This is a genomic window from Pseudarthrobacter sp. Y6 (genome assembly GCF_050156205.1).
Taxonomy (GTDB): Bacteria; Actinomycetota; Actinomycetes; order Actinomycetales; family Micrococcaceae; genus Arthrobacter.
In genome coordinates, this window is record NZ_CP189574.1 from 744,312 (window position 1) to 769,898 (window position 25,587).

The following is a 25,587-nucleotide window of genomic DNA, read 5'->3' on the forward strand; positions in this document are numbered from 1 at the left end:
GTCGCCCTGTGGGGGAATAGTAAAGACCCCCCATGCACCCGCCAGAGCCCGTTTACCCTTGCTACCTTCCGGTCCTGGGGGAGTTCAACAGGATGACGCCACATGAGGGGCCGCAGACAAGTTTACCCGAAGATTCAGGAAGGTCCGGACGGCCCGGGCCGCGGCCGTCCGCGGCCCCCTTGGAGTGCCCTCTCGCGACCCGGAATCTCTTGATGAGCTGCCCGGACCCGCTCGAGCGGTGCGGGCCCCACCGCCCAAAGCGGGCCAGGGCCGCGAAAGCCGGCACAAAGGCCCGGACGCCACCTAGCGTCGCCAACCGGCCACCGGCCAGGTCATAAAGGCGGGCTCCTCGTAAGGGTGCGCCGCGCGCAGGGCCAGCACAACGGCGTCGAGCATCCCTTCCTCCACAACGCACTCCACCCGGGTTTCCGGCACGCGCTCGCCCGCACCCACAGCCCCGACGAACGGCTCGGCACCAGGTAACGGAGTGAAGCGCCCGGCGCCGGGGGAGGTGAAGGAGCAGTGCGAATAGTTCCCGATCCTGCCCGCGCCGGCGTCGCCGATTGCCGCGAGCAGCGCCTCCGTGTGTGTGTCCGGAACGTAAACCACCAGGGCGTGCAGCTGTGTCATGGCCTCATCCTGCCAAGAATGCTGGGTTATCGGAGGCGATTTTCATTGCATATCTGGCGGTCAGGGCTGATCATGGATATGTACACCGATTGGGGCAATCTCAAGGTTGTGAGCTGCGGGGCCTGGCTGGAGGGCCGGACCCGGCAGCTCAACGGCGTATCGGAGGAATGGACGCATTGGGGGCGTCCATTTTTACGTTAACGGGCCAGCTGGAGTCCGGGTTGCCCGGCTGCGGTAATAGTCCGCCGGGCCAATTGGGTGATGCCGGAAAGTTCAGGTACTCTAGTATCTGCTTTTGATTCGAAAGCAGCTGGAGAATTCGCCTAGCGGCCTATGGCGCACGCCTGGAACGCGTGTTGGGTTAACGCCCTCGGGGGTTCAAATCCCCCATTCTCCGCCAGCCAGGAACCCGGTTCTGACCATGTCAGGGCCGGGTTTTTGCTTTCTTCCAGCCGGACCTTGTCCCGTGCCTGGAGCCCACCTACTCAGGTTGGCTGCCCACATAGCCGAGCCGGCGGAGGCGCTCCCGGGCCGCCTGTTCGCTGGGTCCAGGCCCGCGCCCAAGGGCAAGATGTACGACGCCGAGAGTCAGCTTCGTTGCCAGTCTCACGGGGAGCGGGAACGGCCCCAGCTGGGGGACCTGGAGGCCGAGCATCCGGCGGTATTTCGGCTCCAGGCTGTAGACAGCGCCGGCGAAGATGATCCGGTAGCCAGGGCGCAGCAGCGGGTGCAGTGGCGGGTTGCGGATGAACTCGACGGTCTCGGCAACCCTGCTGTCCGCCAGCAGCTCGCCGTTGTTATACCAGCGGTCCAGTTGCTGCCGCATTTCGGCCTCGCTCAGGGGCGGATCCTCTACACCCATCAGCCGTCCGGCCTGGGCCCACTCGCTGACGTAGGCGTCCGGGCCGCCGGGGATCCCGGCACCCCAGATTTTGTGGGCGGAGAGGAAGGCGTCCACGTACGCGATGTGGACCCAGCGGGCGAGTTCCGGATCGTTGGCCGAGTAACTCCGCTCGCCGCCGTGCCCGTCACCGTAGCTCCCCTGAACAGGCTCGTGCAGGCGACGGACCCTGGCGGAGGCCTCGTCGGCGGCGGCCTGTGGGCCATAGGTGACGGTGAAGATCCAGCGGATGGTCCGGGCCAGCCGGCTGAGCGGATCTGCGCGGAAGTTGGAGTGCTCGTGGATTCCCGCCAGCGCTCCCGGATGCAAAGCCTGCATCAGGAGCGCGCGGATCCCGGCCACAATGGTTGTCATGGAGCCGTGCACCGCCCAGACGGCCGAGCCGGGCAGGTGATAGCCAGCGTCGTCGCCCTCAGCCAGCCGCGGAACCCAAGCGGGCGGGCCGCCAGGGCTGCCGGTGAATACCCGTTTGACTTCGCCCTGCCACTCCCTGAGGAAATTTCGCATACCACTATTCTCGCTCGGCACCAGGCGGGCATGGTTCTGCACGCAGATCCACATGATCCCCGCAGCGTACCGCTGCGGGGGTTCACACGCCCGGGCCTTTGTGGTCCCATGAGGTGGTAAGTCCGCCTGGATCCGGGGTCTGGCGGGCCAAACCGGGAGTCAACGAGTGGGCAGTCATTGGGGGTCCGGCCGGGACCAAGAGCCTGCGGGCGCGTGCGCCATCGCTGTGGGCGCACTGGCCGCCAGTGCCGTTGTCGCGGTCTCCCTCTTCGCCGTTGGCTTCCCTGGAACGCTCCCTGCTGAACCCGACCCGGCAAGGTCGCCGGTCGGCGCCGGACAGGTTGGCCTGCCTGGGCTGGCCGGTGCTTTCCTGACCGACAGCCGGGCCTTGGTACCTTTCAACCGCACTCTGGTCAGGACCATCGCCATGGGCGCGAGCGCCCCGCTCAATGTGGCTTCTGCCGGGCTCACGCGCCCGCCGGAAGGCTCCCTCATGGCGCCCCTTGAATTCCTGGCCCCGAGTTCTCCTTTTGGGTACCGGGTCAGCCCGATCACCGGCGCGGGCGGCGATTTCCACCTGGGCCAGGACTTCGCCGCAGGCTGCGGGACCAGGGTCTATTCGGCCGACGCCGGGGTGGTCCGGGCCGCCGGCTGGCACCCCTGGGGCGGTGGCAACCGTGTGGAAATCGACCATGGCAACGGACTGATCACCACGTACAACCATTTAGAGGCTGTCGCGGTCCGGACGGGGGATTCCGTGCAGGTGGGCCAGGTCATTGCCCGGGTTGGAACCACCGGATGGTCCACCGGCTGCCACCTGCATTTCGAAACCATCCTCCACGGCAAGCACACCAGCCCCCTGAACTGGACGCTCCTTCCCACCCGTCAGTTGGACGAGCTCGAGGACATAGCTATGGTCAGCTATGACGCCAAGTCCGCGGATGATGCCGGCGCGCAACGCTGGGCCATCCCGGTCGCCGAGGACAACAGCCACACCGTCCTGGGCGGCGAAAAGGAACTGTCCGAAGCGCCGCCCGTGGACGGAACGCTGCCCGCGACGCAACCGCAGGACGAGGCACCCGCGGGGGAGCCGTCGTCGGACGCTACCTCGCCGGAATCCGCTTCTCCGGACCCCAGCGCGACGGAAAGCGCGACGGAAACAGCCACTTCGACGGCGTCACCTTCCCCGACGTCTTCCTCGCCCGGGGCAACGCCTTCGCCGACGGGCACCTCAAGCGACACGCCGACGCCGGCGCCAGCGGTGGAGCCACCAGCCACAACGAGTACCGAGTCCTCAGCGGAAACAGCGTCGCCCTCGCCTACACCTACAGCTACAGCCACCGCTACGCCTACAGCTACAGCCACCGCTACGCCTACATACACCGCAACCGGGTCCGAGACGGCGGGACCCTGACGGGAAACTCCCAGACTGCACCCGTACCCTTGATGGTTGGCAACGAATCACCTGCATGACCAACCTCTCAAGGACGGCGCTGTGACAGACCTGTACACCATCCCGCTCACCCTCAACGACGGCACCGAAACCGATTTCGGCCGGTTCAAGGGCAACGTGGTGATGGTGGTGAACGTGGCGTCAAAGTGCGGGTTCACTCCTCAGTACGCGGGCCTCGAGACGCTCTACGAGAAGTTCCGGGACCGCGGCTTCGACGTGCTCGGAGTCCCGTGCAACCAATTCGCCGGCCAGGAGCCGGGCAACGACGGCGAGATCGCCGAGTTTTGCGAGCGGAATTTCGGTGTCACTTTCCCACTGACGGCCAAGGCCAATGTGCGTGGCAAGGACCAGCATCCGCTCTATGCCGAGCTGACCACGTTCAAAACGAGTGTGCTGCCCGGCCTGGTGAAATGGAACTTTGAGAAGTTCCTGGTCAACCGCAAGGGCGAAGTGGTGGCACGCTTCGCGCCCACCGTCGAACCGGACTCCGCCGAAGTTATCGATGCCATAGAAATGGCATTGGCCGAATTTGACGGACCGGCGGCTATCACGGAACTTTCCGGAGCGTAATTCTTTTAGTTTTTTCCAACTTGGCCACAGCGATTTACCCACAGTTTGCCAATTGTCTGATTGGATAATAGTTACTGAAGGGTAGAAGGGAAACGCCGTTTCCCACCAACCACAGAGGCAGCAATGAAGCACATCGAGGCCGAACACCCCCGGCCACGCCACTTCCTTCTCCACCTGAGCGACCCCCACCTGTTGGGAGGTCCGGATCCCCTTCACGGCGCAGTCGACAGCGAAGCCAAGCTCATTCAGCTTTTTGAAGAGGTCAGGGCTTCCGGCGCCCGGCCCGAGGCCGTGATCTTCACGGGCGACCTCGCCGACCGGGGTGACCCTGAAGCCTACGCAAAGCTGCGGGCAATCGTTGATCCCGCGTGCGCAGACATGGGTGCGGAGGTTATCTGGGCGATGGGCAACCACGACAACCGCGCCAACTTCCGGACCGGGCTGCTGGACGAGCCGGCGAGCGATGCGCCGGTGGACCGAAGCTACTTCATCAATGGCCTGCGCATCATCACCATGGACACCTCGGTCCCGGGTTACCACCACGGCGAGCTGAGCCCGTCACAGCTGGGGTGGCTCACCCGCCAGCTGGATACCCCGGCCCCCGACGGCACCATCCTGGCGCTCCACCATCCGCCGGTCCCCTCGGTCCTGGACCTTGCCGTGCTCGTGGAACTGCGGGATCAGGCAAGCCTGGCCTCCGTGGTCCGCAACTCCGACGTCCGGACCATTCTTGCCGGGCATCTGCACTACTCGACCACCGCCACCTTTGCGGGGATTCCTGTCTCCGTCGCCTCGGCCACGTGCTACACCCAGGACCTTAACGTCGCCGTCGGCGGTACCCGCGGCCGGGACGGCGGGCAGGCCTTCAATCTGGTGCACGTCTACGAGCACACCATTGTCCACTCCGTGGTTCCGTTGGGAAGCGCGGCCACCGTAGGCGAGCATGTCACCTCGGAAATGACTGCCGAGCGACTGGCCGCCGCGGGCGTCAGCATCCCTGACAACGCGAAAACAGGAGGCGTCAGGAAGGTAGCTCTTCCATACGCCATCTAGCCTTGCATCGCCCGGCCGGTCAGAGCTCCCAAGGCGCCTTGATGGGGTAGTACTTCTCCAGGAAGCCGGTCACGATCTCGGCGCGCTCGTCCGCGGGGACTTCGGGGAAGCTGCCGTCGTTGAGGCAGAAGAAGTCCATATTCCGCTTGGCCAGCAGCTTGGGCAGGTAGTTCAGCCCGGCGCGGGCGGTGGTGTCCACGTAACGCACCTTGGCCGCGGTCTGGGTGACCGCACGGCCTGTGAGCAGGGCGTAGTAGTGGTAGAAGGAATTGGTGACCGAGATGTTGTCCGCGGCGCGGAACCTGCTGCCCGCCGTCTTCTGGAACTCCTCCGGGAACTCACGCTCCATCCTGGCCACAACGCTGCGCCGCAGCGGGGCGGCGGTGTGCTCAAGGTGCCGCGTGGTGATCCGCCCGAAGCGGTTCCAGAGCAGCTTGCGGTTAACGCGGGCGGCGTTCTCGAAGCCACTGCGCTCGGCATCGTTGTCGCCCAGCCCGATCCGGGTCTCGGCCTCGACGAACTTGGTGACGCCACCCGGTGTGAAGAACATGTCCGGGCCCACAGGCCGGCCGAAGAACATATCGTCGTTCGAGTAAAGGAAATGCTCGGACAGGCCCTCGATGTTGTGGAGCTGGCACTCCACTGCCTGTGAGTTGTGGGTGGGCAGCACTGTGGGATCGGCGAAAAATTCCTCGCTGCGGACAATTGTCACCGAGGGGTGCTCGGCGAGCCACTCCGGGGCGGGGGAGTCCGTGGCGATAAAGATGCGACGGATCCAGGGCGCAAACATGTACACGGAGCGAAGGGCATATTTGAGTTCATTGATCTGCCGGAAGCGGGCTTCGTTGTCGTCGCCTTCGCCTAGGACAACCCCTTGCTGCTGGGCGCGCCGGGCCGCGATGTAACCGGGCGAGCTGCCATCAACCCACGAGAAGACCAGATCGATGTCGAAGCTGATGTCGCTGGCATGGTCGGCGAACATGTTCTCGATGGTGGGCCAGGTGTGCCCGTACCGTTCAACCGTCCCGCGGACGGCGTCCTGGGACTGCATGGTGCGGCGGGTCAGGGAGTTTTCGATCGGAAGGATCAGCTGATCGCCCTCAAAGCTCCATAGCTCAATCTGGACGCCAGCGGAGGAACCGAACTCGAAACCACCGTCGGGCTCAACCCGCGGACGGTAGAGGCGGAAGATGCGGGCCTGGCGGTTGGGGGACAGATCCCCGTCGGCCACCAGCACGGAGGACTTCTTTTTCGCGTCCACGGTCATGGAGTAGACGGGCTCGTTGCGGCAGGCCTCCACCAAGGCTGCCCGCAGCTTCTTGCGGTCCTTCCAGTCCAGGGCGATGACCGGACGGTCGTTGTTGCCCCGGACCAACAGGTAGTCCAGGCCTTCGCCCGCGAGGACACCACGCAGGAACAACAGGTCCTCAACCATGGCCTGGTACGGCGTCCGGTTGTGGTTGATCAGGGCGTACCTGCCCTTGTGCCGGACGACGTCAGTCCGGTGTTTGAGCCGCGCCTCAGCCGCCGGAGATGTCACTTCGGCGTGGGTGCGCAGTTCTACGGACGCCTGGCCGCCGTAGTAGATCTCGTCCTGGACAGGTGCTTCTGTAATGGTTGTCTCCGTCGCGGGTAAGTGGTAAGCGTTCTTATCTGAATAATAGCGCGACGCCCAAAATGACATGCTTCAAACGGGCGCTGCCGGCCGGGGACCGGCTCAGCTGACCATTGCCTCCCGCCAGCTGCGCAGGAAAGCTCCGCCGGCGTCGTCGTGGATGACGTGTTCCCCAAGCCCCAGATCGGTGGCCGTCAACACGTCATAGGGTTTGACCGGAACGCCGTCTGCCGGGCGGACGTCAACGTGCTTCACGGGATGGTCATTGTGGTGCAGCCAGTCCGCCATCGCGTAGTCCGTGCGGGAATCCCCCACGGTCCGCCACGCCTGCGGCGTGATGCCCTGCGCCGCCAGCAACTCCACGGCGCGGCTGGCGCCGAGGTCCTTGCCCAGCCGCACTGACTCAATATCGGTGGAAATGATGGTGGGGTCGACGCGGTAGTCCACCTCGTCGTCGGAATTCGGTGCGTGGTGCTCCAGGCGTACCACGCCCATGCCGTGGCGGGCCATCAGGTCCATGGCGTCGGAGTCGAAAAGCTTCTGTTCGGCCAGGTAATCGGCGGCGGGCACATCGATGTGCTGCTCAACGGACACCATGGCGCGTTTCGTCTCGTCAAAAAACATGTGCCTGGCGTAGTCCTCGGCCACGAGCCTGCGGATGTCATCGCCGTAGGCCTTGGGCACGGCAAGTTCGTGATCAACGTGGATGGGGCCGGCCCCGGCCGCGGTGTAGCTGAACCACACGGCGCCCTTCTCGCAAATGGCGTGGATGACCGTCCCGGCGGGAATGCCGGCGGCGATCATCGGCTCCATAACCTGCTCCCGGATGAAGGCATCGGAGCGGCCGGTATTGAAAACGACCGGAATTCCGGCGGTGGCGAGCGCCACGAGATCGGCAATGATGCCTGGTTTCACGTCACGTGTCACGGGGCTGGCCACGGGTCCGTCAACGTCGAGCAGGAGGGCGAGGGGCGGGGTGGACGGCAGGCGGACGCCGGGCGTGGTGCTGGCAGGGAATTCGGGTGCAGTCATGGCTCCATTGTGTCAGCCGGGGCCTCCGATCCTTCGCCGGCGGCGCAATGTCCGCGGCATGTGACAGATGGTCACTGTTTGGCTACAACCTTGGGCTGCTGCGGGCCGGACACTTCTCTTGGGCCGCCAAGCTGCCTAGGGTGGCATGGTGATCTTCAAAGCTGTGGGCGAGGGACGCCCGTATCCCGACCATGGTTTCAACACGCCCAAACAGTGGGCGTCGCTGCCGCCGCGCCCTGTCCGCCTGGACGAACTGGTGACCACCAAACGGACGCTGGACCTCGAAGCGCTCCTGGCTGAAGACTCCACCTTTTTCGGCGACCTCTTTCCCCACGTGGTGCAGTACCAGGGAATCCTGTACCTGGAGGACGGCCTGCACCGCGCCGTCCGGACGGCACTGCACCAGCGGACCGCCATCCACGCCCGCGTGCTGGTCATAGATGGCTAGGAAACCTAAGGACGCCAGCGTCCTGCATGGCCACCATGTTGTCACCGGCCCCGAACTGCGGGCCACGTTTGAGGTTTCCGGCGACCCCGACAATCCGGTGCGGTTGCGCCGCCGTGTGGTGCATGGAGTGGTCCTGGTTTTGCTGCTGGGCCTCATTGCCGGTGCCATTTTCGTGGCGCTGGCCATCATGAACGGACAGCTGAAGCTTCCGACGACGGCGGGCAGCGAGGAGCCTCGGACCACCTGTCCCGGGGCCACCTTCGACTACACCCCCAACGACAAAATCAACCTCAACGTCTACAACTCCACCAGCCGCCCCGGGCTGGCCCGCTCCGTTGCGGATGAGTTGCTGGTCCGGAAGTTTGTGGTGGGGACCGTGGCCAACACGGAGGCCGGGCACCGCGGCGTGGCTGCGGTGTTTTCCGGGGCTGCCGGGCAGTCTGCCGCCTTCAGCGTCCAGCGGAACCTGCCGGGCTCCGACTACTTCCAGGATGGCCGGACGGACGCCAGCGTAGACGTGATTCTTGCCAGCGATTACAAAGAGCTGGCCGCCGCGGACCGCGTGGACCAGACGCCAGGGACGCTCAGCTGCCCGCGTGAAAGCCGAAGAATCGCTGACGATACCAAGTGGCCCGTTATTCCGACGGCCGGCGCCACACCCTAGCTAACGCGCAGGGGTGCGCCGTCGTCGTCGAACCTGGCTCCGGCGCCCAGCTGGATGAACCGCACGGTCCGGGCGATCCTGGCCTCAAGTTCGGCGGGCTCGTTGCTGCCGCGTGCGGCGCTGGACGAGAGTGTGCCGTGGATGAGCTGCGCCTGCTGGCCAATGTCCGCCTCCGGCAGGAAACCCTGCGCCATGCCGTCCCTGAGGATGCCCTGCAGCAGGACGCTGAGTTCACCAACGTGGTCGGCCAGTTTGGCAAAGGACGACGGCGACAGCACCGCCGCCATCGCCGGTCCGGGCGGGAGGTGGCGGCGGCTGAGGTCCTCCACCTGGGTGCGCACGTACAGGGCCAGCCGTTCGACGGAGTTCTCGAGCGTGCTCAGCGACTCCCGGAGTTCGGCGAGGAAGCGCTCGGTCTCATCCAGTGCGTAGGAGATCAGTAGTTCTTCGATGTCCGCGTAATAGTTATAGACCGCGGTTCGCCCCACGCCGGCGTGCCGCGCGACGTCTGTCATGGTCAGTCCAGGCAGGCCGTGGGTGAACAGGAGTTCCCCGAACGCTGTCAGGACCCGGCGTTGAGTCTCGGCGCGTTGCGCGGCGTTGTTGGCCGCCGAAATCCTGGGCATGCAGACACATTACCGCGATGTGTCAGTAAACCCGGAGTTTTCGTCCAGATAACCACGCCAAAGATGTGGTTTGGGTGGAATATCTGGACAAAAACTCATCGCGCCGTGTCAGACCGCGCAGCCGTCCGGGCCGCAGGCCTCGCCGTCGTTGCCGTCCGCGGCGTTGACCAGTACCAGAGGGTGGGTCTCCTGCCAGGCCTGGTTGAGCGCCGCAGTGAACGTTTCGGCAGGCTGGGCGCCGGAGAGGCCGAACTTGCGGTCAATCACGAAGAACGGGACGCCAGTGATGCCCAGGGCGCGGGCTTCCTCGAAATCGAAGCGGACGTCGTCGGCGTATTTGTCCGTGCTGAAGAGCTCGGCCACTTCGTCAGCATTGATGCCCAGGTCCAGGCCAAGTTCCGTGAGGTACTCCTGGCTGCCGATGTCCTTGCCGTGTTCGAAGTGGTCGCTCAGCAGGCGCTCTTTCGCGGCATCCTGCTGTCCGTGCTGGGCGGCGAGGTGGATCAGGCGGTGCGCGGTGAAGCTGTTGGCCACCACCACCTGGTCGAAGCGGTAATCCAGGCCTTCGCCTTTTGCCTGTTCGGCGACGTGGTCAAACATCTGGGAGACCTGCTGTGGGGCCATGCCCTTGCGCGTGCTCAAGTACTCGAGTTCGGTGCCGTCGTAGTGCTCCGGGAGAGTGGGATCCAGCTGATAGCTGCGCCACGTCACGTCCACGGCGTCGCGGTGCGGGAACTCGGCCAACGCGGCCTCGAACCGGCGCTTGCCGATGTAGCACCAGGGACACGCGACGTCTGACCAGATCTCAATGTTCATACTTGCCACAACCTCTGCAGTCTTAGAGCCATTCCGCGAGGGAGCGTCGGATTTGTCACACAGGGGGGATTGCCATCGGGCCGCCCGCTGGGCAATAGTCGAAAGAACAGGTTAAGCAGACGCCTTTCGAAACAAACCCAGTCGCCAGGTCGGGGGGCCGCACTGTTATCCGCCCGGAGGACAAATATGCGGATAGGACTTGTTGCAGGACCGTGGATCCCGATTCCACCCGTTGGGTACGGCGGCATCGAAAGAGTTGTTGACTCCCTGGCCCGGGGATTCATCGCCGCGGGCCACGACGTGCTGCTGGCCGCAGCATCCGACAGTACGTGTCCTGCACCCCTGGTGCCGGGCATGCGGCCATCAGAGCCAGCCGAACGCGGGTTTACGCTCTCGGAACTCAGCCATGTCATCAGGGCCTATGAAGGCCTGGGCGGTGTGGATATCATCCATGACCACACCCTGGCCGGGCCGCTGGTTGCCGTCAGGCGGCCCAGCGTCCCCGTGGTAACGACTATTCACGGCCCGCTGATCCCGGCGTCGGCAGATTTGTACCGCGCCATGGCTGCAGACACGGCCATCATCGGAATCTCACGTGACCAGACCTCCCACGTGCCCGATGTTCCGGTCACGCGGGTCATTCACCATGGAATGGATGTTGCTGCCGTGCCGATCGGTTCGGGAAAGGGCGGCTATGTCTGCTTTGTCGGCAGGATGTGCCCGGACAAGGGCGTGCTCGAAGCCATCCACATCGCGCGCAGGGCAGGCATTCCGCTGCGCATCGCGGCGAAGATGCGCGAGTCGGATGAGATCGAGTATTTTCGCTCGGTCATTGAGCCGCTGCTGGGCTCCAACGAGGCTTTCCTTGGCGAGTTGGGGGACGCTGACAAGTATCGGCTCATGGGTGAAGCGATGGCCTTCCTGAATCCCATCCAATGGTCTGAACCATTCGGACTGGTGATGATTGAATCCCTTTCGACAGGTACTCCGGTGGTGGGAACCCCGATCGGATCCGCACCTGAGATTGTGGACCACGGAAAGACCGGGTACCTGGGGCCGACAGAACAGCTGCACAGCTTCGTTCCCCTCGCCGCGTCGCTGGACCGGTCGCACTGCAGGGACCGGGCGCTCAAGCTGTTCAGCACCGAAAGGATGGTCCGCAACCATCTGGACGTCTACGCAAAACTGGTGGAAATGAGTCAGCTTCCCGGGGTTCCGGATGCTTCTTATGTGGGCCAGAATCGAGTACAGGGAGCAGTCAACCTGGCGTCGGAACCGGGCCCGATCCCTAGTCAGCGGTCATGAGGGAGGAGCACATCCATGACTGCATGGAATGCCGACACGGAAGCTGACATTGGCGGAGCAGAGGCAGTAACCGTGGTGGAAGGATCCTCGTTCTGCATCTCTGCCAGGAGCGGCGACATCATTGCCGACGGTGAAACAAACGGTGCGTTCTACCAGGACACTCGGGTAGTGTCCTGTTGGATCCTGCGGATCAACGGCGCGATCCGTGAGCCGCTGGTGGCGCAACGGCCAAACTCCTACGAGGCCACGTTTGTGGGCCGCGCCCAGTGGCCCGGCGGCCGGTTCGACAGCCCGCTGATTGTCCGCCAGGTCCGTCATATCGGACCAGGGCTGCAGGACGACATCACACTGGAAAACTACTCTGCGGAAGCCGTTGACTGCGAGATCGAACTGCTGGTTGACGCCGATCAGGCCGATCTCTTCGACGTCAAGGGCGGGCGCACTCCGCAAGGCGCGCGGGTGAGCCGCAAAGTCAGCGACGGCGGGCTGCTGATCGAGGCCGTACGTAACGGCCAGCGGCGTGGCTCGGCCATCCGCGCTGCCGGCGCCGAAGTTTCGACCGACATGCTTCGCTTCCGCGCCACCATTCCGGCGCGCGGCGAGTGGTCCACCAGTGTGATTGTGATCCCGCTGATCAATGGCCAGGGTCCCGCGGCGCCGTTTACGGAAGAAGGGCAACCCCGTGGCCGCGTCGGCGTGCAGCGGCAGCTGGCCTGGGAAGGGCATATTCCCCGCATCCACGTAGCCGACGGAAAGTTCGAAGAAACGCTCCGACGCAGCCAAAGCGATTTGGGATCTTTGCGGATTTTCGACGCCGAGCACCCCGACCGTGCGGCGGTGGCCGCCGGGGCGCCCTGGTTCATGGCACTGTTTGGCCGGGATTCGCTGCTGTCCTCCTACATGTCCCTGCTGGTTGATCCCACGTTGGCGGCCGGAACGCTTCAGACGCTGGCAACCCTCCAGGGCACGAAGGTGGATCCCGACTCTGAGGAGGAACCGGGTCGCATCCCGCACGAGGTGAGGCTTGGCGTGACCGCCGGGCTGTCACTCGGCGGAACTGCCTATTACGGCACAGCGGACGCCACCCCGCTCTTTGTCAGTCTTTTGGGGGAGCTGAGCCGCTGGGGACTGGCGGAGGACATCATTGATTCGCTGATTCCCCATGCCGACCGCGCCCTTGACTGGATTGAAAAATACGGCGACCGCGACGGCGACGGCTTTGTGGAATACCTTCGCCCCAACCAGCACGGTCTCCTCAACCAGGGCTGGAAGGATTCCTGGGACGGGATCAACTTTGCCGATGGGCGGATTGCCGAACCACCTACTGCCCTATGCGAGGTCCAGGGCTACGTCTACTCCGCCTATGTGGGACGATCCCTGCTGGCGCGGTGGGCCGGGGATGCTGAGACAGAGTACCACTGGGCCGAGCGGGCAATTGCCCTGAAGGAAGCCTTCAACGAGAAGTTCTGGCTGCCGGACAGGGGCTACTTCGCCATCGCGCTGGACAAGGACAAGACTCCGGTTGATGCCTGCACTTCCAATATGGGCCACTGCCTGTGGGTGGGCATCGTCGACGAAGACAAGGCCCCGTCAGTGGCGGAGCGCCTGATGTCCCCCGAACTGTTCACCGGCTGGGGGATCCGGACCTTGGCTTCGGACATGGGCGCCTACAACCCTGTCAGCTATCACAACGGATCGGTGTGGCCGCACGATACGGCGCTCGTGGCAACAGGGCTGATGCGCTATGGATTCGTTGACGAGGCCATGAAGGTCGCGAGCGGTATCCTGGACGCCGCCGAACATTTCGACGGGCGGCTGCCGGAGCTGTTCTGCGGGTTCGACCGGTCTGAATTCCATGGTCCGGTGCCGTATCCCACGGCATGCTCGCCCCAGGCCTGGGCCGCTGCAGCTCCCATTCAGCTTGCGCGGATCCTGCTGCGATTCGACCCGGATTTTACGCGCAACGTGGTCCATCTCGCACCGATCCTCCCACCCGAAATCGGGGATTTCCGGGCCGAGAACGTCCTGCTGGGGACCTCGCGTGTGGCCATCAGCGCGCGCGGGAGGGAGGGCCGCATCGACGGACTTCCAGCTGGGCTGAAGCTGCTGAAGGAACCGCGTCCTCCCCTCGACCAACGCCTGGGCGGACGGGCCGGAGACTAGCGGCAGCTGCTATGGGACGGCTCTCTCGAGGACGAAGTCGTGCTCCACGGTGGTTCCCAACCGGAAGGACTTGCTGCCCACCTTGCGGAAACCGGACTTCTCATAGAACCGGATGGCCCGCGCGTTCTGGCTGTTGACACCAAGCCATACCCCGGCCGCACCCGCTTCTGCCGCCGCCAGGAGGCTGGCGTGCATCAGCTCGGCGGTCGCGCCCAGGCCGTGATGCTCGGGGTGGACGTAGCATTTGCTGAGCTCGATGGAGGGCAGGAATTTCAGTGCCGACACCACATCCGGATCATCTGCTGGCCGGTTGACGAGCAAGCTGTACCCACGGAGCGCGCCGTGGGCGTCGATGACCAGGATGGTGACATCAGGATCCGCCAGGTGCTCCCGGAAGTGCCGTTCGCTGAGCGTGTTGGCCACGTGCGTGGCAATGTCCTCCGGTGACGACGACGGCGGGCACGCCATCGGAAAGGTGACGGCCGCAAGGCCGGCGAGCGGGCCGGCGTCGTCCGCTGTTGCCTTTCGGATGTGGGTCATGCAGGGATTCTACGTGCGCTTCCTCCGAGTTTTTGTCCAGATAACGTCCCCAAAAGGCACTTTTGCTCGCGTTATCTGGACAAAAACTCCTAGGGCCTGGAGCTGAAGGCGGCGTCGAAGCTGGTCTGGGAGGCGGGGAAGTCGAACTTCTTCAGTGCCGCGAGGGCTTCGGGGGCGCCGTGGAGGCGGTCCATGCCGGCGTCCTCCCATTCGATGGAGATGGGGCCGTTGTAGCCGATCGCGGCCAGGGCGCGGAAGGACGATTCCCAGGGGACGTCGCCGCGTCCGGCGGAGACGAAGTCCCAGCCGCGGCGCGGGTCGCCCCACGGCAGGTGGGAGCCCAAGACGGTGTTCCGGCCGGTGGGGCGGAGCTTCGTGTCCTTGCAGTCCACGTGGTAGATCCGGTCCTTGAAGTCCCAGATGAAGGAGACGGGGTCGATGCCCTGCCACATGAAGTGGGACGGGTCCCAGTTCAGGCCGAACGCCGGCCGGTGGCCGATCGCTTCGAGGGTGCGGACGGTGGTCCAGAAGTCGTAGGCGATTTCGGAGGGGTGGACTTCGTGGGCGAAACGGACGCCGCATTCGTCGAAGACGTCCAGGATGGGGTTCCAGCGGTCGGCGAAGTCCTGGTAGCCGGCATCGATCACGGCGGCAGGGACGGGCGGAAACATGGCCACGTACTGCCAGATCGAGGAGCCGGTAAATCCGACGACGGTATCCACGCCGAGTGCGTTCGCCAGCCGGGCGGTGTGTTTCATTTCCTCCGCGGCGCGTTGACGGACGCCCTCGGGGTCGCCGTCGCCCCAGACCTTAGCGCCCACGATCGCCTCGTGCCGGAAGTCGATGGGGTCATCGCACACGGCCTGGCCCTTGAGGTGGTTGGAGATGGCCCAGACCTTGAGGTTGTACTTGTCCAGGACGGCGAGTTTGGACTCGACATAGCCGGGTTCGTCCCAGCGCCAGGCGTCCAGGTGATCCCCGGAGACGGCGATTTCAAGGCCGTCGTAGCCCCAGCCGGAGGCCAGGCGTGCGACTTCCTCGAACGGGAGGTCGGCCCACTGGCCGGTGAACAGGGTATAGGGGCGGGGCATGTCAGGCTCCTTCAGGTGTTGCGGTCAGGGCTGTCGACGGGACGGCCGGGGCTCCGGCCAGTTGGATGATGGAACTTTTCGCGGCGGCGGATTCTTCCACCGCGTTCAGGATGCGCTGGACGGTCAGGCCATCCTCGAACGACGGCGACGGCTGGGTTCCGGCGTCGATCGCCAGCAGGAAGTCGCGGACCTCGTGCGTGAAGGTGTGCTCCCAGCCGATGATGTGGCCCTGCGGCCACCACGCTTCAAAATACGGGTGCCCGGGCTCGTTGACCAGGATCCGTCGGAAGCCCTGCTCGCGGGCCGGAGCCGTGGCGTCCAGGAAACCCAGTTCGTTCAGGTTCTCCAGATCGAAGAGGAGGGCGCCCTTTTCCCCGTAGATCTCCAGCTTTAGCGAGTTCTTCCGGCCGGTGGCCACCCGGGAGACCTCCACTGAGGCGATGGCTCCGGAGGCGAGGGACAGCGTTGCCCACGCGGCGTCGTCGACCGTTACTTCCTCCAGCCCGGCCGCTCCGGGACGGTGCGTGGTGAACGTGTGCGTCCGGCCGGACACTTCCGTGACCTGGTCCCCGAGCAGGAACAGCACCTGGTCGATCGCGTGGGAGGCGATGTCCCCCAGCGCCCCGGAACCCGCAGTCTCCTTTTTGAGCCGCCACGTCATGGGTGCGGTCTCATCGGCGAGCCAGTCCTGAAGGTAGGCGGCACGAACGTGCCGGACGGCTCCCAGCCTGCCCTCAGCAATCAGTTCCTTCGCGAGGGCCAGTGCCGGGACCCGCCGGTAGTTGAACCCAACCATGGACTGGACTCCCGATGCCCGGGCAGCCTGCGCCGCTGCCGTCATGGCCTCGGCCTCGGCCAGGGTGTTGGCCAGCGGTTTCTCCAACAGCACGTGCTTGCCCGCCTCGAGGGCGGCGATCGCGATCTCGGCGTGCAGCCAGCCCGGGGCGCAGACGTCCACGATGTCGATGTCATCGCGTTCGACGACCGTTCGCCAGTCGGTGGCCGTCTCAGCCCAGCCGTACTTCCCGGCGGCTTCGGCAACCCCGGCGGCGTCCCGGCCCACCAAGACCTTCTGCTCAAACGCCGGGACGTCGAAGTAGCTGGCAACATTCCGCCACGCGTTCGAGTGGGCTTTGCCCATAAACGCGTAGCCGATCATCGCCACGCCGAGTGGGCGCGGATTGTTGGCTGGTTCCTGTGAGGTCATGGCGGGTTTCCTAGAGGATAGCGGCTTCCGGCGCCCAGTCCTCGGGGAGGGCCGGGGATGCCGGAGCAGAACTTTCGACGTCTACGAATGTTCCGGATTCCATGGATTCGGTGATTGAGACCATGGAATCCAGGACGTGGTAGGCCAGGTTTCCGGTGGCGCGGTGCGGCACGCCGGCGCGGATGGAACGGGCCATGTCCAGGACGCCCATACCGCGGCCGTTGGCGGGTCCCGTGGCCGGGACCGTGGTCCAGTCCTCGTCCCCGGCACGCCACAGCCGGATGTCACCGTCGAAATAGTTGGGGTCCGGCAGGGAGAGGGTGGCCTCGGTGCCGGTGATCTCCACGAAACCCATGTGCACGCGCGGGGACTCGAAGGAGAAGACGCTGTGCGACGATGCGCCGCTTTCGAACTGCGCCATGGCGGATACATGGGTGGGCACCTCCACTGTGAACTCCTCGCCAGCCTTAGGTCCTGACCCAATCACACGGAAGCTCTTGGCTTTGGAGCCGACGGCGGCCACCTTGCGGATGGAGCCGAACGCCTGGATCAGGGTGGTGAGGTAGTACGGACCCATGTCGAAGAGCGGGCCCGCGCCGTGCTGGAAAAGGAAGGCCGGATTCGGGTGCCAAGCTTCCGGACCCGGAGTCTGGAACGTGGTCATGGCCGTCAACGGGGTGCCAATGTCGCCGCGTTCGATGAGCCTCAAAGCGGTCTGCAGCCCCGCGCCCAGGAAGGTGTCCGGGGCGCAGCCGAGCCGGATTCCGGCGGCGTCGGCGGTTTTGAGCAGGCCGAGCCCGGATTCGCGGTCCAGGGAAAAGGGCTTCTCGGTCCAAACATGCTTGCCGGCGTTGACGGCTGCAGTGGCCACTTCCACGTGCGCCGCAGGGATGGTCAGGTTCACGATGATCTCGACGTCGGGATGGTTCAGTGCCGCATCCACGCCGCCCCACTCCGCGATGCCGTATTCCTTGGCGCGGGCTTCGGCGGCCTCCTCAAAGAGGTCGGCGATCACGAGGACTTTCAGGTCCGGGAAGACGGTGAGGTTGTCCAGGTACTGCTTGCTGATGTTGCCCGCGCCGATGACGGCGACGCCGACTGGGCCCCGGCCGGTCGCTGCTGCGGTGCTCATGCGTTGGCTCCGGCCGTGCCTGTGCCCTGTGCGGCATTGAGGTACGCGAGGCTCTCGGCGATGCCTTCGAAGATGTCTCCGGCGTAATCATCAAATTCCACTACGCCCACCTCGAGGGACCTGGCGGCGGCGATGACATCCAGCACGGCGACCTTGCCTTGGCCGGCCGGCCGCTGCGCCTTTGTGTCGGTATTCAGCGGTCCGTCCTTGATGTGGATGAACTTGACCCGGTCGCCGAGCCGCTCCAGCACCGCCACGGGATCCTGGCCGCCCACGGCAACCCAGTAGGTATCCACTTCGAGGACAACGTCAGGGTCCAATAGATCGGCGAAGTACTCCAGGGCCGTGCGGCCCTCGACGGTGGACTCCAGCTCCCACTGGTGGTTGTGATAACCCACGCGGATGCCGTAATCGGCGCCCTTCCTGGCTGCGGCGTTGAGGCTGGCCGCGGTGGCCTGGATGTCTCCGGCGGACTGCCAGCGCTCGGCCGGGATGAACGGATCGATGACCGTGGCAATCCCCAGGTCCTTGGCCGCGGCGAAAATTTCGTCCTGGTCCTCGCTGAGCAACGGTGCGTGGCCGGACGGTGCAGTCAGACCGTTCTCCTTCAGCGCAGCCCCGAGTTCTGCGGCCGATGCCACGAAGTTGTACGGCTCAACCTTCGTGAAGCCGATCTCCGCGACCTTGCGGATGGTGCCGGGAAGATCCACCTGGATCTGGTCCCGGAGTGTGTAGAGCTGAATCGAGTAGTTCATTGGTTCTCCTGATTGCAGACGAATCCACGTTGACTGGGTGCTGCGGTGCTGAGGTGATGCCACTTCCACTAAAGCTAGAATGACTTTTGCCGAGCGTCAAGCAAAAGTTGATGGAATGTCGATATTCTTTATTCCGCGTGACAGGCAGAAGTCCGATGTGTTATTCATGATTCATGAGCCTCAGCCCCGGAACCGTGAACGCCGCCCCGGACCACGGCGTCAGCCTGGCCCGCGCCGGCGATCTCTTCCAGCTGCTTCGGGACGGCAAGGCGCGGACCCGCGCGGAACTTGCCTTGAGTACGGGGCTTGCTCGTTCCACCGTGGCGTCGCGGATCGACGCGCTGATCCATTCGGGGCTCGTGGGACCGGCGGGGGAGGCGAACTCCAGCGGCGGCAGGCCGCCGTCGCGCTTTGCCTTCAACCCGGCGGCACGCGCCGTACTGGCTGTCGACGTCGGGGCCACCCATGTGATTGTGGCCGTCACCGATCTGGGCGGCAAGGTCCTGGCTGAGCAGCCGCTCGCCCAGGATGTTGCCGAGGGCCCCGAAACTGTTCTGGACCGAGTGGTGGAAGTAGGCCTGTCCCTGCTTGCCAAAGCCGGAAGGGGCACAAACGACCTCTCGGGGGTGGGGATCGGTCTGCCGGGTCCGGTGGAACATGCCACCGGCCGGCCGGTCAAACCGCCCATCATGCCCGGCTGGGATGGGTTCGACGTGGTCCGCTACGTGCAGCGCTCGCTGCCCGTGCCCGTCCTGGTGGACAACGATGTGAACATCATGGCCCTGGGCGAACGGACCGCCCACTGGCCGGATGAAGGCAACTTCCTGCTCGTTAAGGTTGCCACCGGCATCGGCTCGGGCATTATCAGCAGCGGCCAACTGCAGCGGGGCGCCAACGGAACTGCCGGCGATCTTGGCCACGTGCGCGTTCCGCGGGGTGACGACGTGTTGTGCCGGTGCGGCAACTATGGCTGCCTCGAGGCGCTGGCGTCGGGGCCGGCCGTGGCCGCGGACCTGAACAGGCAGGGTGTGGCTGCAGCTAACGGCAGCGATGTCCTGCGCCTGGTTGGCGAAGGTAATTTGCAGGCCATCCGCGCCCTGCGCCAGGCCGGCAGGGATGTCGGCGACGTGCTGGCCACCGTGGTGAACCTGCTCAACCCGTCCGTTATTGTCATCGGCGGAAGCCTTGGCCAGGCGGGCGAGCACCTGATGGCAGGTGTCCGCGAAGTGGTATATCGGCGCTCTCTGCCACTGGCCACCACCCACCTGCGGATCGCACTCTCCGTGGCCGGGGACCAGGCGGCGATTCTTGGTGCCAGCCAGATGGTCACGCAATATGTGTTGTCCCCTGCAGCGATTGAGGCAACACTCCAGGCGGCCGGCTAGCCTAGTCCGTAATCACGCGGACCGGGGTTCCCTCCAGCCAGGCCTTGACGTCCTCGATAGCGCCACCATAGAACTGCCTGTAGCTCTCCGCCGTCACGTAGCCGAGGTGCGGGGACAGGACAGTGTTGGGGGCGCTGAGCAGGGGGTGGCCCGCGGGAAGTGGTTCCTGGTCAAAAACGTCCAGGGCCGCACCCCGGATCCAGCCCTCGTTCAGGGCCCTCACCAGGGAATCCTGGTTCACGAGCGGAGCTCGCGAGGTATTCACCAGGATGCCTTCTGGTCCCAGGAGCCGTAGTTCCTGTTCACCCACGATGTCCTCGGAACGTGGAGACAGCCGCAGGTGGAGGGAGACGACGTCGGAATTCCTGAAGAGGTCCTCCTTGCTGACCTTCTGGACTCCGGCTTCCGCAGCGGCCTCATCGGTGAGATTCTGGCTCCAGGCGAGCACCTCCATGCCGAATGCCTGCCCGTACGCCGCGATCCGCCGCCCGATCTTACCCAGGCCCACGATGCCCAGCGTCTTGCCGGACAGCTCCATCCCCACCGAGGTCTGCCACGTGCCCGCGCGCAGCGAGTTCTCCTCGGCCGGGAGGTTGCGGGCGATCGCGAGCAGCAAACCCCAGGTCAGCTCGGGCGCGGCGGTGGGCGACCCGGGCGTGCCGCACACGGTGATGCCGAGATCCGCCGCCGCGGCCACATCGATGGCGGCATTGGCCATGCCGGTAGTGACCAGCAGCTTCAGCCCCGGGAGCCGTTCCAGCACGGTACGGGGGAACTGGGTCCGCTCACGCATCGCAACGACGATCTGGTAGCCGGCAAGCGCCGCGGCCAGGGCGTCCTCGGACTGGAAGGGCTCGCGGAAGACAGACGTTGAAACGCCGCTCTGTTTCAAGGAGGACCAGTCGGCGAAGGCGTGCGCAACGTCCTGGTAGTCGTCGAGGATGGCAAGCCGTTGCTGCATGTCTGTTCCTTCGTCCGAGGGTGCGGCTTAATATCCCCGCACGTGGGGGCCGGCTGGTGTGAGCTTCATCGTATGCCAGGGCGCAATGACGTTGACTGGGGCGTGGGGGCAATGCACCGTGATAGCAATGGAAGTGATGAAATCCTTTCTAGCCACCGCGGAATCCTCATGAGCGGACAGTTCCTGGCCAAAGTCCCCAAGGGCTGGATTCTCCTGGCCTGTATCGGACTGCTGGCGCTGAACCTGCGTGGGCCCTTCGTGGCCGTTGCCCCGGTGGTTGACCTGATGCAGGCCGACCTCGGATTTACCCCCGTGATGCTGGGCCTGCTGACCAGCATCCCCGTGCTGTGTTTCGCGCTCACCGCGCCGCTGGCGTCCATGACCACGAGGAAACTCGGCGCGGAGTTCGCTGTCTCCCTCACCATCCTTGGCGTCCTGGCAGGCGTGATTGTGCGCTCGGCGGGCGGCCCGGGGCCGGTAGTAGTGGGCACGGTGATGATTGGCCTGGCCATCACGGTGGGCAACATCGCAGTGCCGTTGATTATCCGCCGCGATTTCTCCCCGTGGCGGCAGGGAACCGCCATGGGCGTATACACGGCGGCGTTGAATATCGGGTCGTTCCTGACGTCGATGGTCACGGCGCCCCTGGCTGAGCTGGCCGGTTGGCGGATGGCTCTGGTGTCTGTGGGCATCCTGGCGGTGGTGGCCATTGTTTTCTGGACGCTCGCCGTGGGTGCCCGCACCGGGTTTGTGCCCTCCCGCACCGTGGTGACCGGCGGGCAGGAACACCCGGCCGTCAAGGGTTCCGGCTGGATTACCGCCGGGCTCACCGCAGGCTTCGCCGGGCAGGCGTTTTCCTACTATGCAGTGACGGCGTGGCTGCCGAGCTACCTCAACGACGAGCTTGGCATGTCCGCCTCGGAGGCGGGAGCGGGTTCGTCGTTGTTCCAGATCTTCGCGATCGTCGGTGGCCTGGGAGTGCCGTTCGCGGCCAAGTACTTCAGTACGACGACGACGGCAGTCACGGTGGGGCTCCTATGGACGGCCGTGCCGGCCGGGCTGCTGCTGGCACCGCAGCTGTGGTGGCTGTGGTCCACTTTCGGCGGCATCGCCCAGGGCGGCGGGATCACGCTGATCTTCATCGCCATCATCAAACTGGCCCGGGACCAGGCGTCCGCCGGCCGGATGTCCGCCACGGTCCAGGGTGTCGGTTACTGCTTCGGCGCGGTGTCCCCGCCGCTGGTGGGGTTCGTGCGCGACGCATCGGGTTCCTGGACTCCGGCGCTGTTGGTCATTCTGGGTTCCGTGCTGATGTTCTTCGTCTGCACAACGCTCTCCGTGCGGCTGGTGCCGAAAGGACGCTGACTCGTCCCGCCGTCGTCGTCCGTTTTCTTCCCACCCGCACGCCGCCCACGTTACCCCCAGACAACAGCGCGAACTGGCAGCTAATACCCTCAAACCTGGATTTTAAGGTCATTAGCTGCCAGTTCGCGCTGTGTGGATTGGTGTTTCGTTGAAGTGGTGTTCCGTCGCCGGGCCGGCTCCCCGGATCTCGGGGGTGCCTGTTGCGAAGGGCGTGCCTGCCCGGCGGACGGAAATCTATTCAGTTCGCTTGCTGCAGCCCTAGGCCGCGGCGAGCTCTTCTTTGGTCGCCTTTTCGCGGGCCTCGGTCAGGTAGCGGGCGTAGGCGGGGAGGGTCAGGAAGGACGGGAAGTCCTGGCCGAGGGTGACTTCCTCGAAGATGTCGCGGGAGTCTTCGAAGCGGTCGCCGTCGAAGCGTTCCAGGCGTGCGAACTCTTCGTCGAGCAGTTCCTCGATCCACTGGTGGGTGATGATTTCGCCGCGGTCGGTGATGGCGCTGGCGAACATCCACTGCCAGATCTGGGAGCGGGAGATTTCCGCGGTGGCGGCGTCCTCCATGAGGTTGTGGATGGCGACGGCGCCATTCCCGCGGAGCCAGGACTCGATGTAGCGGATGCCTACCTCGATGTTGTTCCGGATGCCCTGCTCGGTGATGGTGCCTTCGGTGGCGGCCACGTTGATGAGGGCACGGTCATCGGGGACGACGTCCTCGCGGGTGCGGTCCAGCTGGTTGGGCCGCTCGCCGAGGGTGGCGTCGAACACTTCGCGGCAGACCGGCACGAGGTCCGGGTGGGCCACCCAGGAGCCGTCGAAGCCGTCGTCGGCCTCGCGGGTTTTGTCGGCGCGGACCTTCTCGAACGCGTTGGTGTTGGCGGCCTCGTCCTTGCGGTTGGGGACGGCAGCAGCCATGCCGCCGATGGCCATGGCGCCGCGCTTGTGGCAGGCGCGGACCAGCTGTTCGGTGTAAGCGCGCATGAACGGCTGGGTCATGGTCACCTGGGCGCGGTCCGGCAGGACGAACCGGGGGCCGCGGGTACGGAAGTTCTTGATCAGGGAGAAGATGTAGTCCCAGCGGCCGGCGTTCAGGCCTGACGCGTGATCACGCAGTTCGTAGAGGATCTCCTCCATTTCGAACGCCGCGGTGATGGTCTCGATCAGCACGGTGGCGCGGATGGTGCCCTGCGGGATGCCCAGCAGGTCCTGGGCGAGGACGAAGATGTCATTCCACAGCCGGGCCTCGAGGTGGTTCTCGATCTTGGGCAGGTAGAAGTACGGGCCCTTGCCCTGGGCCAGGAGGCGGCGGGCGTTGTGGAAGAAGAACAGGCCGAAGTCCACGATGCCGCCGGCCACCGGAGCGCCGTCGATGATCATGTGCTTCTCGGGCAGGTGCCAGCCGCGAGGGCGGACCACGATGGTGGGCAGCTCGCCGGCCGGGCGGAGCTTGTACTCCTTGCCCTCGGGACTGGTGAAATCGATTCGACGTTCCAGCGCATCGGTGAGGTTCAGCTGGCCCTTGATGACGTTCCGCCACGTGGGGGTGGAGGAATCCTCCATGTCCGCGAGCCACACCTTGGCGCCGGAGTTCAGCGCGTTGATGGTCATTTTCTTATCCACCGGTCCGGTGATCTCCACGCGGCGGTCCTCCAGGCCCGGGGCCGGCGGAGCGACGCGCCAGGACGGGTCGTTGCGGATGTCCTCGGTTTCGCGGAGGAATTTCGGGTCCTGGCCGCCGGCGATCTCGGCGCGGCGGGTCCGGCGTGCCTGCAGCAGTTCCTGCCGACGCTCAGCCGTGGCCCGGTGCAGCTTGGCGACAAACTCCAGGGCATCCGGAGTAAGAACTTCGTCCTGCCGGCAGATGGGCTGCGCGGTCAAGGTAATGCCGTTGATGGTGAAGCTGTCGGTGAAGGTGTTCATGTTAGTTGCTCCTTGAAAATACCGCGTTGCCCTATCACTTACGGTCCCTAAAAGGGGCCGATGGGGACCATAAGTGATAGGGCAACGGGTGGGACTGGAAGATTAGTGGAACTGGCCTTCTTCGGTGGATCCCACCAGTGCCAGGGTTGATGCGTTCGGGTTGAGCGCAGTTGCAATGTCGTCGAAGTAGCCGGTGCCGACTTCGCGCTGGTGCTTGGTCGCGGTGTAGCCGCGGGACTCGGAGGCGAATTCCTTTTCCTGGAGTTCGACGTAGGCGCTCATGCCTTCACGGGCGTAACCGTGGGCGAGATCGAACATCGAGTAGTTCAGGGCGTGGAAGCCGGCCAGGGTGATGAACTGGAACGTGAAGCCCATGGCGCCGAGTTCACGCTGGAACTTCGCGATGGTGGCGTCGTCCAGGTGCTTGCGCCAGTTGAACGACGGCGAGCAGTTGTAGGAGAGCATCTGGTCCGGGAAGTCAGCCTTGACGGCCTCGGCGAACTTGCGGGCCAGCTCCAGGTCCGGCGTGCCCGTCTCCATCCAGATCAGGTCGGAGTAGGGGGCGTAGGCCTTGGCGCGGGCAATGCAGGGTTCGATGCCGTTGCGGACCTTGTAAAAGCCTTCCGGGGTGCGCTCGCCTGTGACGAATTCCTGGTCGCGGGGATCGACGTCGGAGGTGATTAGGGTTGCTGCCTCGGCGTCGGTGCGGGCGATGACCACCGAGGGGGTGCCGGCGACGTCGGCCGCCAGGCGGGCGGCGTTCAGGGTGCGGACGTGCTGCTGGGTGGGGATGAGCACCTTGCCGCCGAGGTGGCCGCACTTCTTCTCCGAAGCGAGCTGGTCTTCCCAGTGCACACCCGAGGCGCCGGCCTGGATCATGGATTTCATGAGCTCGTAGGCGTTCAGCGGTCCGCCGAAGCCGGCCTCGGCGTCGGCAACGATCGGCACCATCCAGTCCTCAACGGTCTGGATGCCTTCGGAAAATTCGATCTGGTCGGCGCGGAGGAGGGCGTTGTTGATGCGGCGCACCACGGTGGGAACCGAGTTGGCCGGGTACAGCGACTGGTCCGGGTACGTGTGGCCGGAGTTGTTGGCGTCGGCGGCAACCTGCCAGCCCGAGAGGTAGATGGCGCGGAGGCCGGCCTTGACCTGCTGTACGGCCTGGTTGCCGGTCAGGGCACCCAAAGCGTTGGTGTAGCCGCCGGTCTTGTGCTCTTCGGTGAGCTGCTTCCACAGTTTCTCCGAACCGCGGCGGGCCAGCGTGTGTTCTTCGGAGACCCGGCCGCGGAGCTTGACGACGTCCGTTGCCTTGTAGTCACGGGTCACGCCTTCCCAGCGGGGACTGGCGGCCCACTCAAGCTCCAGGGCTGCGGCCTGCTCTTCGGGCGTCTGCTGGGTGGGCTCAAATGCTGCAGTCATCGTTGTCTCCTTGATTGAGCTCCGGGTGGTAATCTGCC

General features: G+C 65.0%; 23 protein-coding genes, 1 tRNA gene and 1 other RNA gene. 10 read left to right on the forward strand and 15 right to left on the reverse strand.

Going from position 1 to position 25,587, the window contains the following annotated elements:
• Positions 1 to 18: 18 nt before the first annotated feature.
• An RNA gene (gene ffs / locus ACQCSW_RS03655) (signal recognition particle sRNA small type) lies at positions 19 to 115 on the reverse strand.
• Between the two features lie 188 nt (positions 116 to 303).
• Positions 304 to 630, reverse strand: a complete 327-nt coding sequence (locus tag ACQCSW_RS03660) for a hypothetical protein (protein WP_426989540.1) — start codon at positions 628 to 630, stop codon at positions 304 to 306.
• A gap of 312 nt (positions 631 to 942) precedes the next feature.
• Here ACQCSW_RS03660 and ACQCSW_RS03665 point away from each other — a divergent pair.
• Positions 943 to 1,030, forward strand: a tRNA-Ser gene (locus ACQCSW_RS03665).
• An 81-nt stretch (positions 1,031 to 1,111) separates the two neighbouring features.
• Here ACQCSW_RS03665 and ACQCSW_RS03670 read toward each other — a convergent pair.
• Positions 1,112 to 2,038, reverse strand: a complete 927-nt coding sequence (locus ACQCSW_RS03670; RefSeq protein WP_426989541.1) for an oxygenase MpaB family protein — start codon at positions 2,036 to 2,038, stop codon at positions 1,112 to 1,114.
• 166 nt (positions 2,039 to 2,204) lie between these two features.
• Between ACQCSW_RS03670 and ACQCSW_RS03675 the strand changes: the two genes are divergently transcribed.
• The 3 genes from ACQCSW_RS03675 (at position 2,205) to ACQCSW_RS03685 (ending at position 5,114) form a co-directional block, all read left to right on the forward strand.
• Positions 2,205 to 3,452, forward strand: a complete 1,248-nt coding sequence (locus ACQCSW_RS03675) for a peptidoglycan DD-metalloendopeptidase family protein (protein ID WP_426989542.1) — start codon at positions 2,205 to 2,207, stop codon at positions 3,450 to 3,452.
• Positions 3,453 to 3,533: 81 nt separating this feature from the next.
• Positions 3,534 to 4,061 (forward strand): glutathione peroxidase, encoded by a 528-nt coding sequence (locus ACQCSW_RS03680; protein ID WP_426989543.1) that lies wholly within the window; start codon positions 3,534 to 3,536, stop codon positions 4,059 to 4,061.
• Between the two features lie 123 nt (positions 4,062 to 4,184).
• Positions 4,185 to 5,114, forward strand: coding sequence for a phosphodiesterase (locus ACQCSW_RS03685; protein ID WP_426989544.1), 930 nt, complete (start codon positions 4,185 to 4,187; stop codon positions 5,112 to 5,114).
• 19 nt (positions 5,115 to 5,133) lie between these two features.
• Here the strand turns inward: ACQCSW_RS03685 and ACQCSW_RS03690 are convergent, their stop codons facing one another.
• Together ACQCSW_RS03690 and ACQCSW_RS03695 are read right to left on the reverse strand one after the other, a co-directional pair.
• Positions 5,134 to 6,798, reverse strand: coding sequence for a stealth family protein (locus ACQCSW_RS03690; RefSeq protein WP_426989545.1), 1,665 nt, complete (start codon positions 6,796 to 6,798; stop codon positions 5,134 to 5,136).
• Positions 6,799 to 6,831: 33 nt separating this feature from the next.
• The gene (locus ACQCSW_RS03695) at positions 6,832 to 7,761 is read right to left on the reverse strand and encodes a hypothetical protein (RefSeq protein WP_426989546.1); all 930 of its coding nucleotides are present in this window, start codon (positions 7,759 to 7,761) and stop codon (positions 6,832 to 6,834) included.
• Positions 7,762 to 7,909: 148 nt separating this feature from the next.
• On the opposite strand from ACQCSW_RS03695, the gene ACQCSW_RS03700 reads away from it, so the two are divergent.
• Complete coding sequence (locus ACQCSW_RS03700; protein ID WP_181577293.1) at positions 7,910 to 8,209, forward strand: type II toxin-antitoxin system VapB family antitoxin; 300 nt, start codon at positions 7,910 to 7,912, stop codon at positions 8,207 to 8,209.
• Positions 8,202 to 8,873: a LytR C-terminal domain-containing protein gene (locus ACQCSW_RS03705; protein ID WP_426989547.1), complete on the forward strand. Its 672-nt coding sequence runs from the start codon at positions 8,202 to 8,204 to the stop codon at positions 8,871 to 8,873. Before ACQCSW_RS03700 ends, ACQCSW_RS03705 begins: the two co-directional genes overlap by 8 nt.
• Here ACQCSW_RS03705 and ACQCSW_RS03710 read toward each other — a convergent pair.
• Both ACQCSW_RS03710 and ACQCSW_RS03715 read right to left on the reverse strand, forming a co-directional pair.
• Positions 8,870 to 9,499 (reverse strand): TetR/AcrR family transcriptional regulator, encoded by a 630-nt coding sequence (locus tag ACQCSW_RS03710; RefSeq protein WP_426989548.1) that lies wholly within the window; start codon positions 9,497 to 9,499, stop codon positions 8,870 to 8,872. The two genes, ACQCSW_RS03705 and ACQCSW_RS03710, sit on opposite strands and share 4 nt — an antisense overlap.
• 108 nt (positions 9,500 to 9,607) lie before the next feature.
• Entirely contained in the window at positions 9,608 to 10,315 is a 708-nt protein-coding gene (locus tag ACQCSW_RS03715) for a DsbA family oxidoreductase (protein ID WP_426989549.1), read from the reverse strand.
• 186 nt (positions 10,316 to 10,501) lie between these two features.
• Here ACQCSW_RS03715 and ACQCSW_RS03720 point away from each other — a divergent pair, with 186 nt between their 5' ends.
• Both ACQCSW_RS03720 and ACQCSW_RS03725 read left to right on the forward strand, forming a co-directional pair.
• Positions 10,502 to 11,620, forward strand: a complete 1,119-nt coding sequence (locus tag ACQCSW_RS03720; RefSeq protein WP_426989550.1) for a glycosyltransferase family 4 protein — start codon at positions 10,502 to 10,504, stop codon at positions 11,618 to 11,620.
• Between the two features lie 15 nt (positions 11,621 to 11,635).
• Positions 11,636 to 13,783: a glycogen debranching N-terminal domain-containing protein gene (locus tag ACQCSW_RS03725; RefSeq protein ID WP_426989551.1), complete on the forward strand. Its 2,148-nt coding sequence runs from the start codon at positions 11,636 to 11,638 to the stop codon at positions 13,781 to 13,783.
• 9 nt (positions 13,784 to 13,792) lie between these two features.
• Here the strand turns inward: ACQCSW_RS03725 and ACQCSW_RS03730 are convergent, their stop codons facing one another.
• The 5 genes from ACQCSW_RS03730 to ACQCSW_RS03750 all read right to left on the reverse strand — a co-directional run bounded on the left by ACQCSW_RS03730 (position 13,793) and on the right by ACQCSW_RS03750 (position 18,508).
• Positions 13,793 to 14,323: a GNAT family N-acetyltransferase gene (locus ACQCSW_RS03730; protein WP_426989552.1), complete on the reverse strand. Its 531-nt coding sequence runs from the start codon at positions 14,321 to 14,323 to the stop codon at positions 13,793 to 13,795.
• Positions 14,324 to 14,412: 89 nt separating this feature from the next.
• The gene (locus ACQCSW_RS03735; protein ID WP_426989553.1) at positions 14,413 to 15,414 is read right to left on the reverse strand and encodes a sugar phosphate isomerase/epimerase family protein; all 1,002 of its coding nucleotides are present in this window, start codon (positions 15,412 to 15,414) and stop codon (positions 14,413 to 14,415) included.
• A 1-nt stretch (position 15,415) separates the two neighbouring features.
• Complete coding sequence (locus ACQCSW_RS03740; RefSeq protein ID WP_426989554.1) at positions 15,416 to 16,621, reverse strand: Gfo/Idh/MocA family protein; 1,206 nt, start codon at positions 16,619 to 16,621, stop codon at positions 15,416 to 15,418.
• 10 nt (positions 16,622 to 16,631) lie between these two features.
• Entirely contained in the window at positions 16,632 to 17,753 is a 1,122-nt protein-coding gene (locus tag ACQCSW_RS03745; RefSeq protein ID WP_426989555.1) for a Gfo/Idh/MocA family protein, read from the reverse strand.
• A complete protein-coding gene (locus ACQCSW_RS03750) occupies positions 17,750 to 18,508 on the reverse strand; it encodes a sugar phosphate isomerase/epimerase family protein (protein ID WP_426989556.1) in 759 nt (252 codons plus the stop codon). Before ACQCSW_RS03750 ends, ACQCSW_RS03745 begins: the two co-directional genes overlap by 4 nt.
• A 173-nt stretch (positions 18,509 to 18,681) precedes the next feature.
• Here ACQCSW_RS03750 and ACQCSW_RS03755 point away from each other — a divergent pair, with 173 nt between their 5' ends.
• On the forward strand, positions 18,682 to 19,893 hold the full coding sequence (locus ACQCSW_RS03755) for an ROK family protein (RefSeq protein ID WP_426989558.1): 1,212 nt from the start codon (positions 18,682 to 18,684) through the stop codon (positions 19,891 to 19,893).
• 1 nt (position 19,894) lies between these two features.
• Here ACQCSW_RS03755 and ACQCSW_RS03760 read toward each other — a convergent pair whose 3' ends face one another.
• On the reverse strand, positions 19,895 to 20,854 hold the full coding sequence (locus ACQCSW_RS03760; protein WP_426989559.1) for a D-2-hydroxyacid dehydrogenase family protein: 960 nt from the start codon (positions 20,852 to 20,854) through the stop codon (positions 19,895 to 19,897).
• Between the two features lie 168 nt (positions 20,855 to 21,022).
• Here ACQCSW_RS03760 and ACQCSW_RS03765 point away from each other — a divergent pair, with 168 nt between their 5' ends.
• Entirely contained in the window at positions 21,023 to 22,219 is a 1,197-nt protein-coding gene (locus ACQCSW_RS03765; RefSeq protein WP_426989560.1) for a CynX/NimT family MFS transporter, read from the forward strand.
• A gap of 258 nt (positions 22,220 to 22,477) precedes the next feature.
• Here ACQCSW_RS03765 and aceB read toward each other — a convergent pair whose 3' ends face one another.
• Together aceB and aceA are read right to left on the reverse strand one after the other, a co-directional pair.
• The gene (gene aceB / locus ACQCSW_RS03770; RefSeq protein ID WP_426989561.1) at positions 22,478 to 24,130 is read right to left on the reverse strand and encodes a malate synthase A; all 1,653 of its coding nucleotides are present in this window, start codon (positions 24,128 to 24,130) and stop codon (positions 22,478 to 22,480) included.
• Positions 24,131 to 24,232: 102 nt separating this feature from the next.
• Positions 24,233 to 25,549: an isocitrate lyase gene (gene aceA, locus ACQCSW_RS03775; RefSeq protein ID WP_426989562.1), complete on the reverse strand. Its 1,317-nt coding sequence runs from the start codon at positions 25,547 to 25,549 to the stop codon at positions 24,233 to 24,235.
• Positions 25,550 to 25,587: the final 38 nt, after the last annotated feature.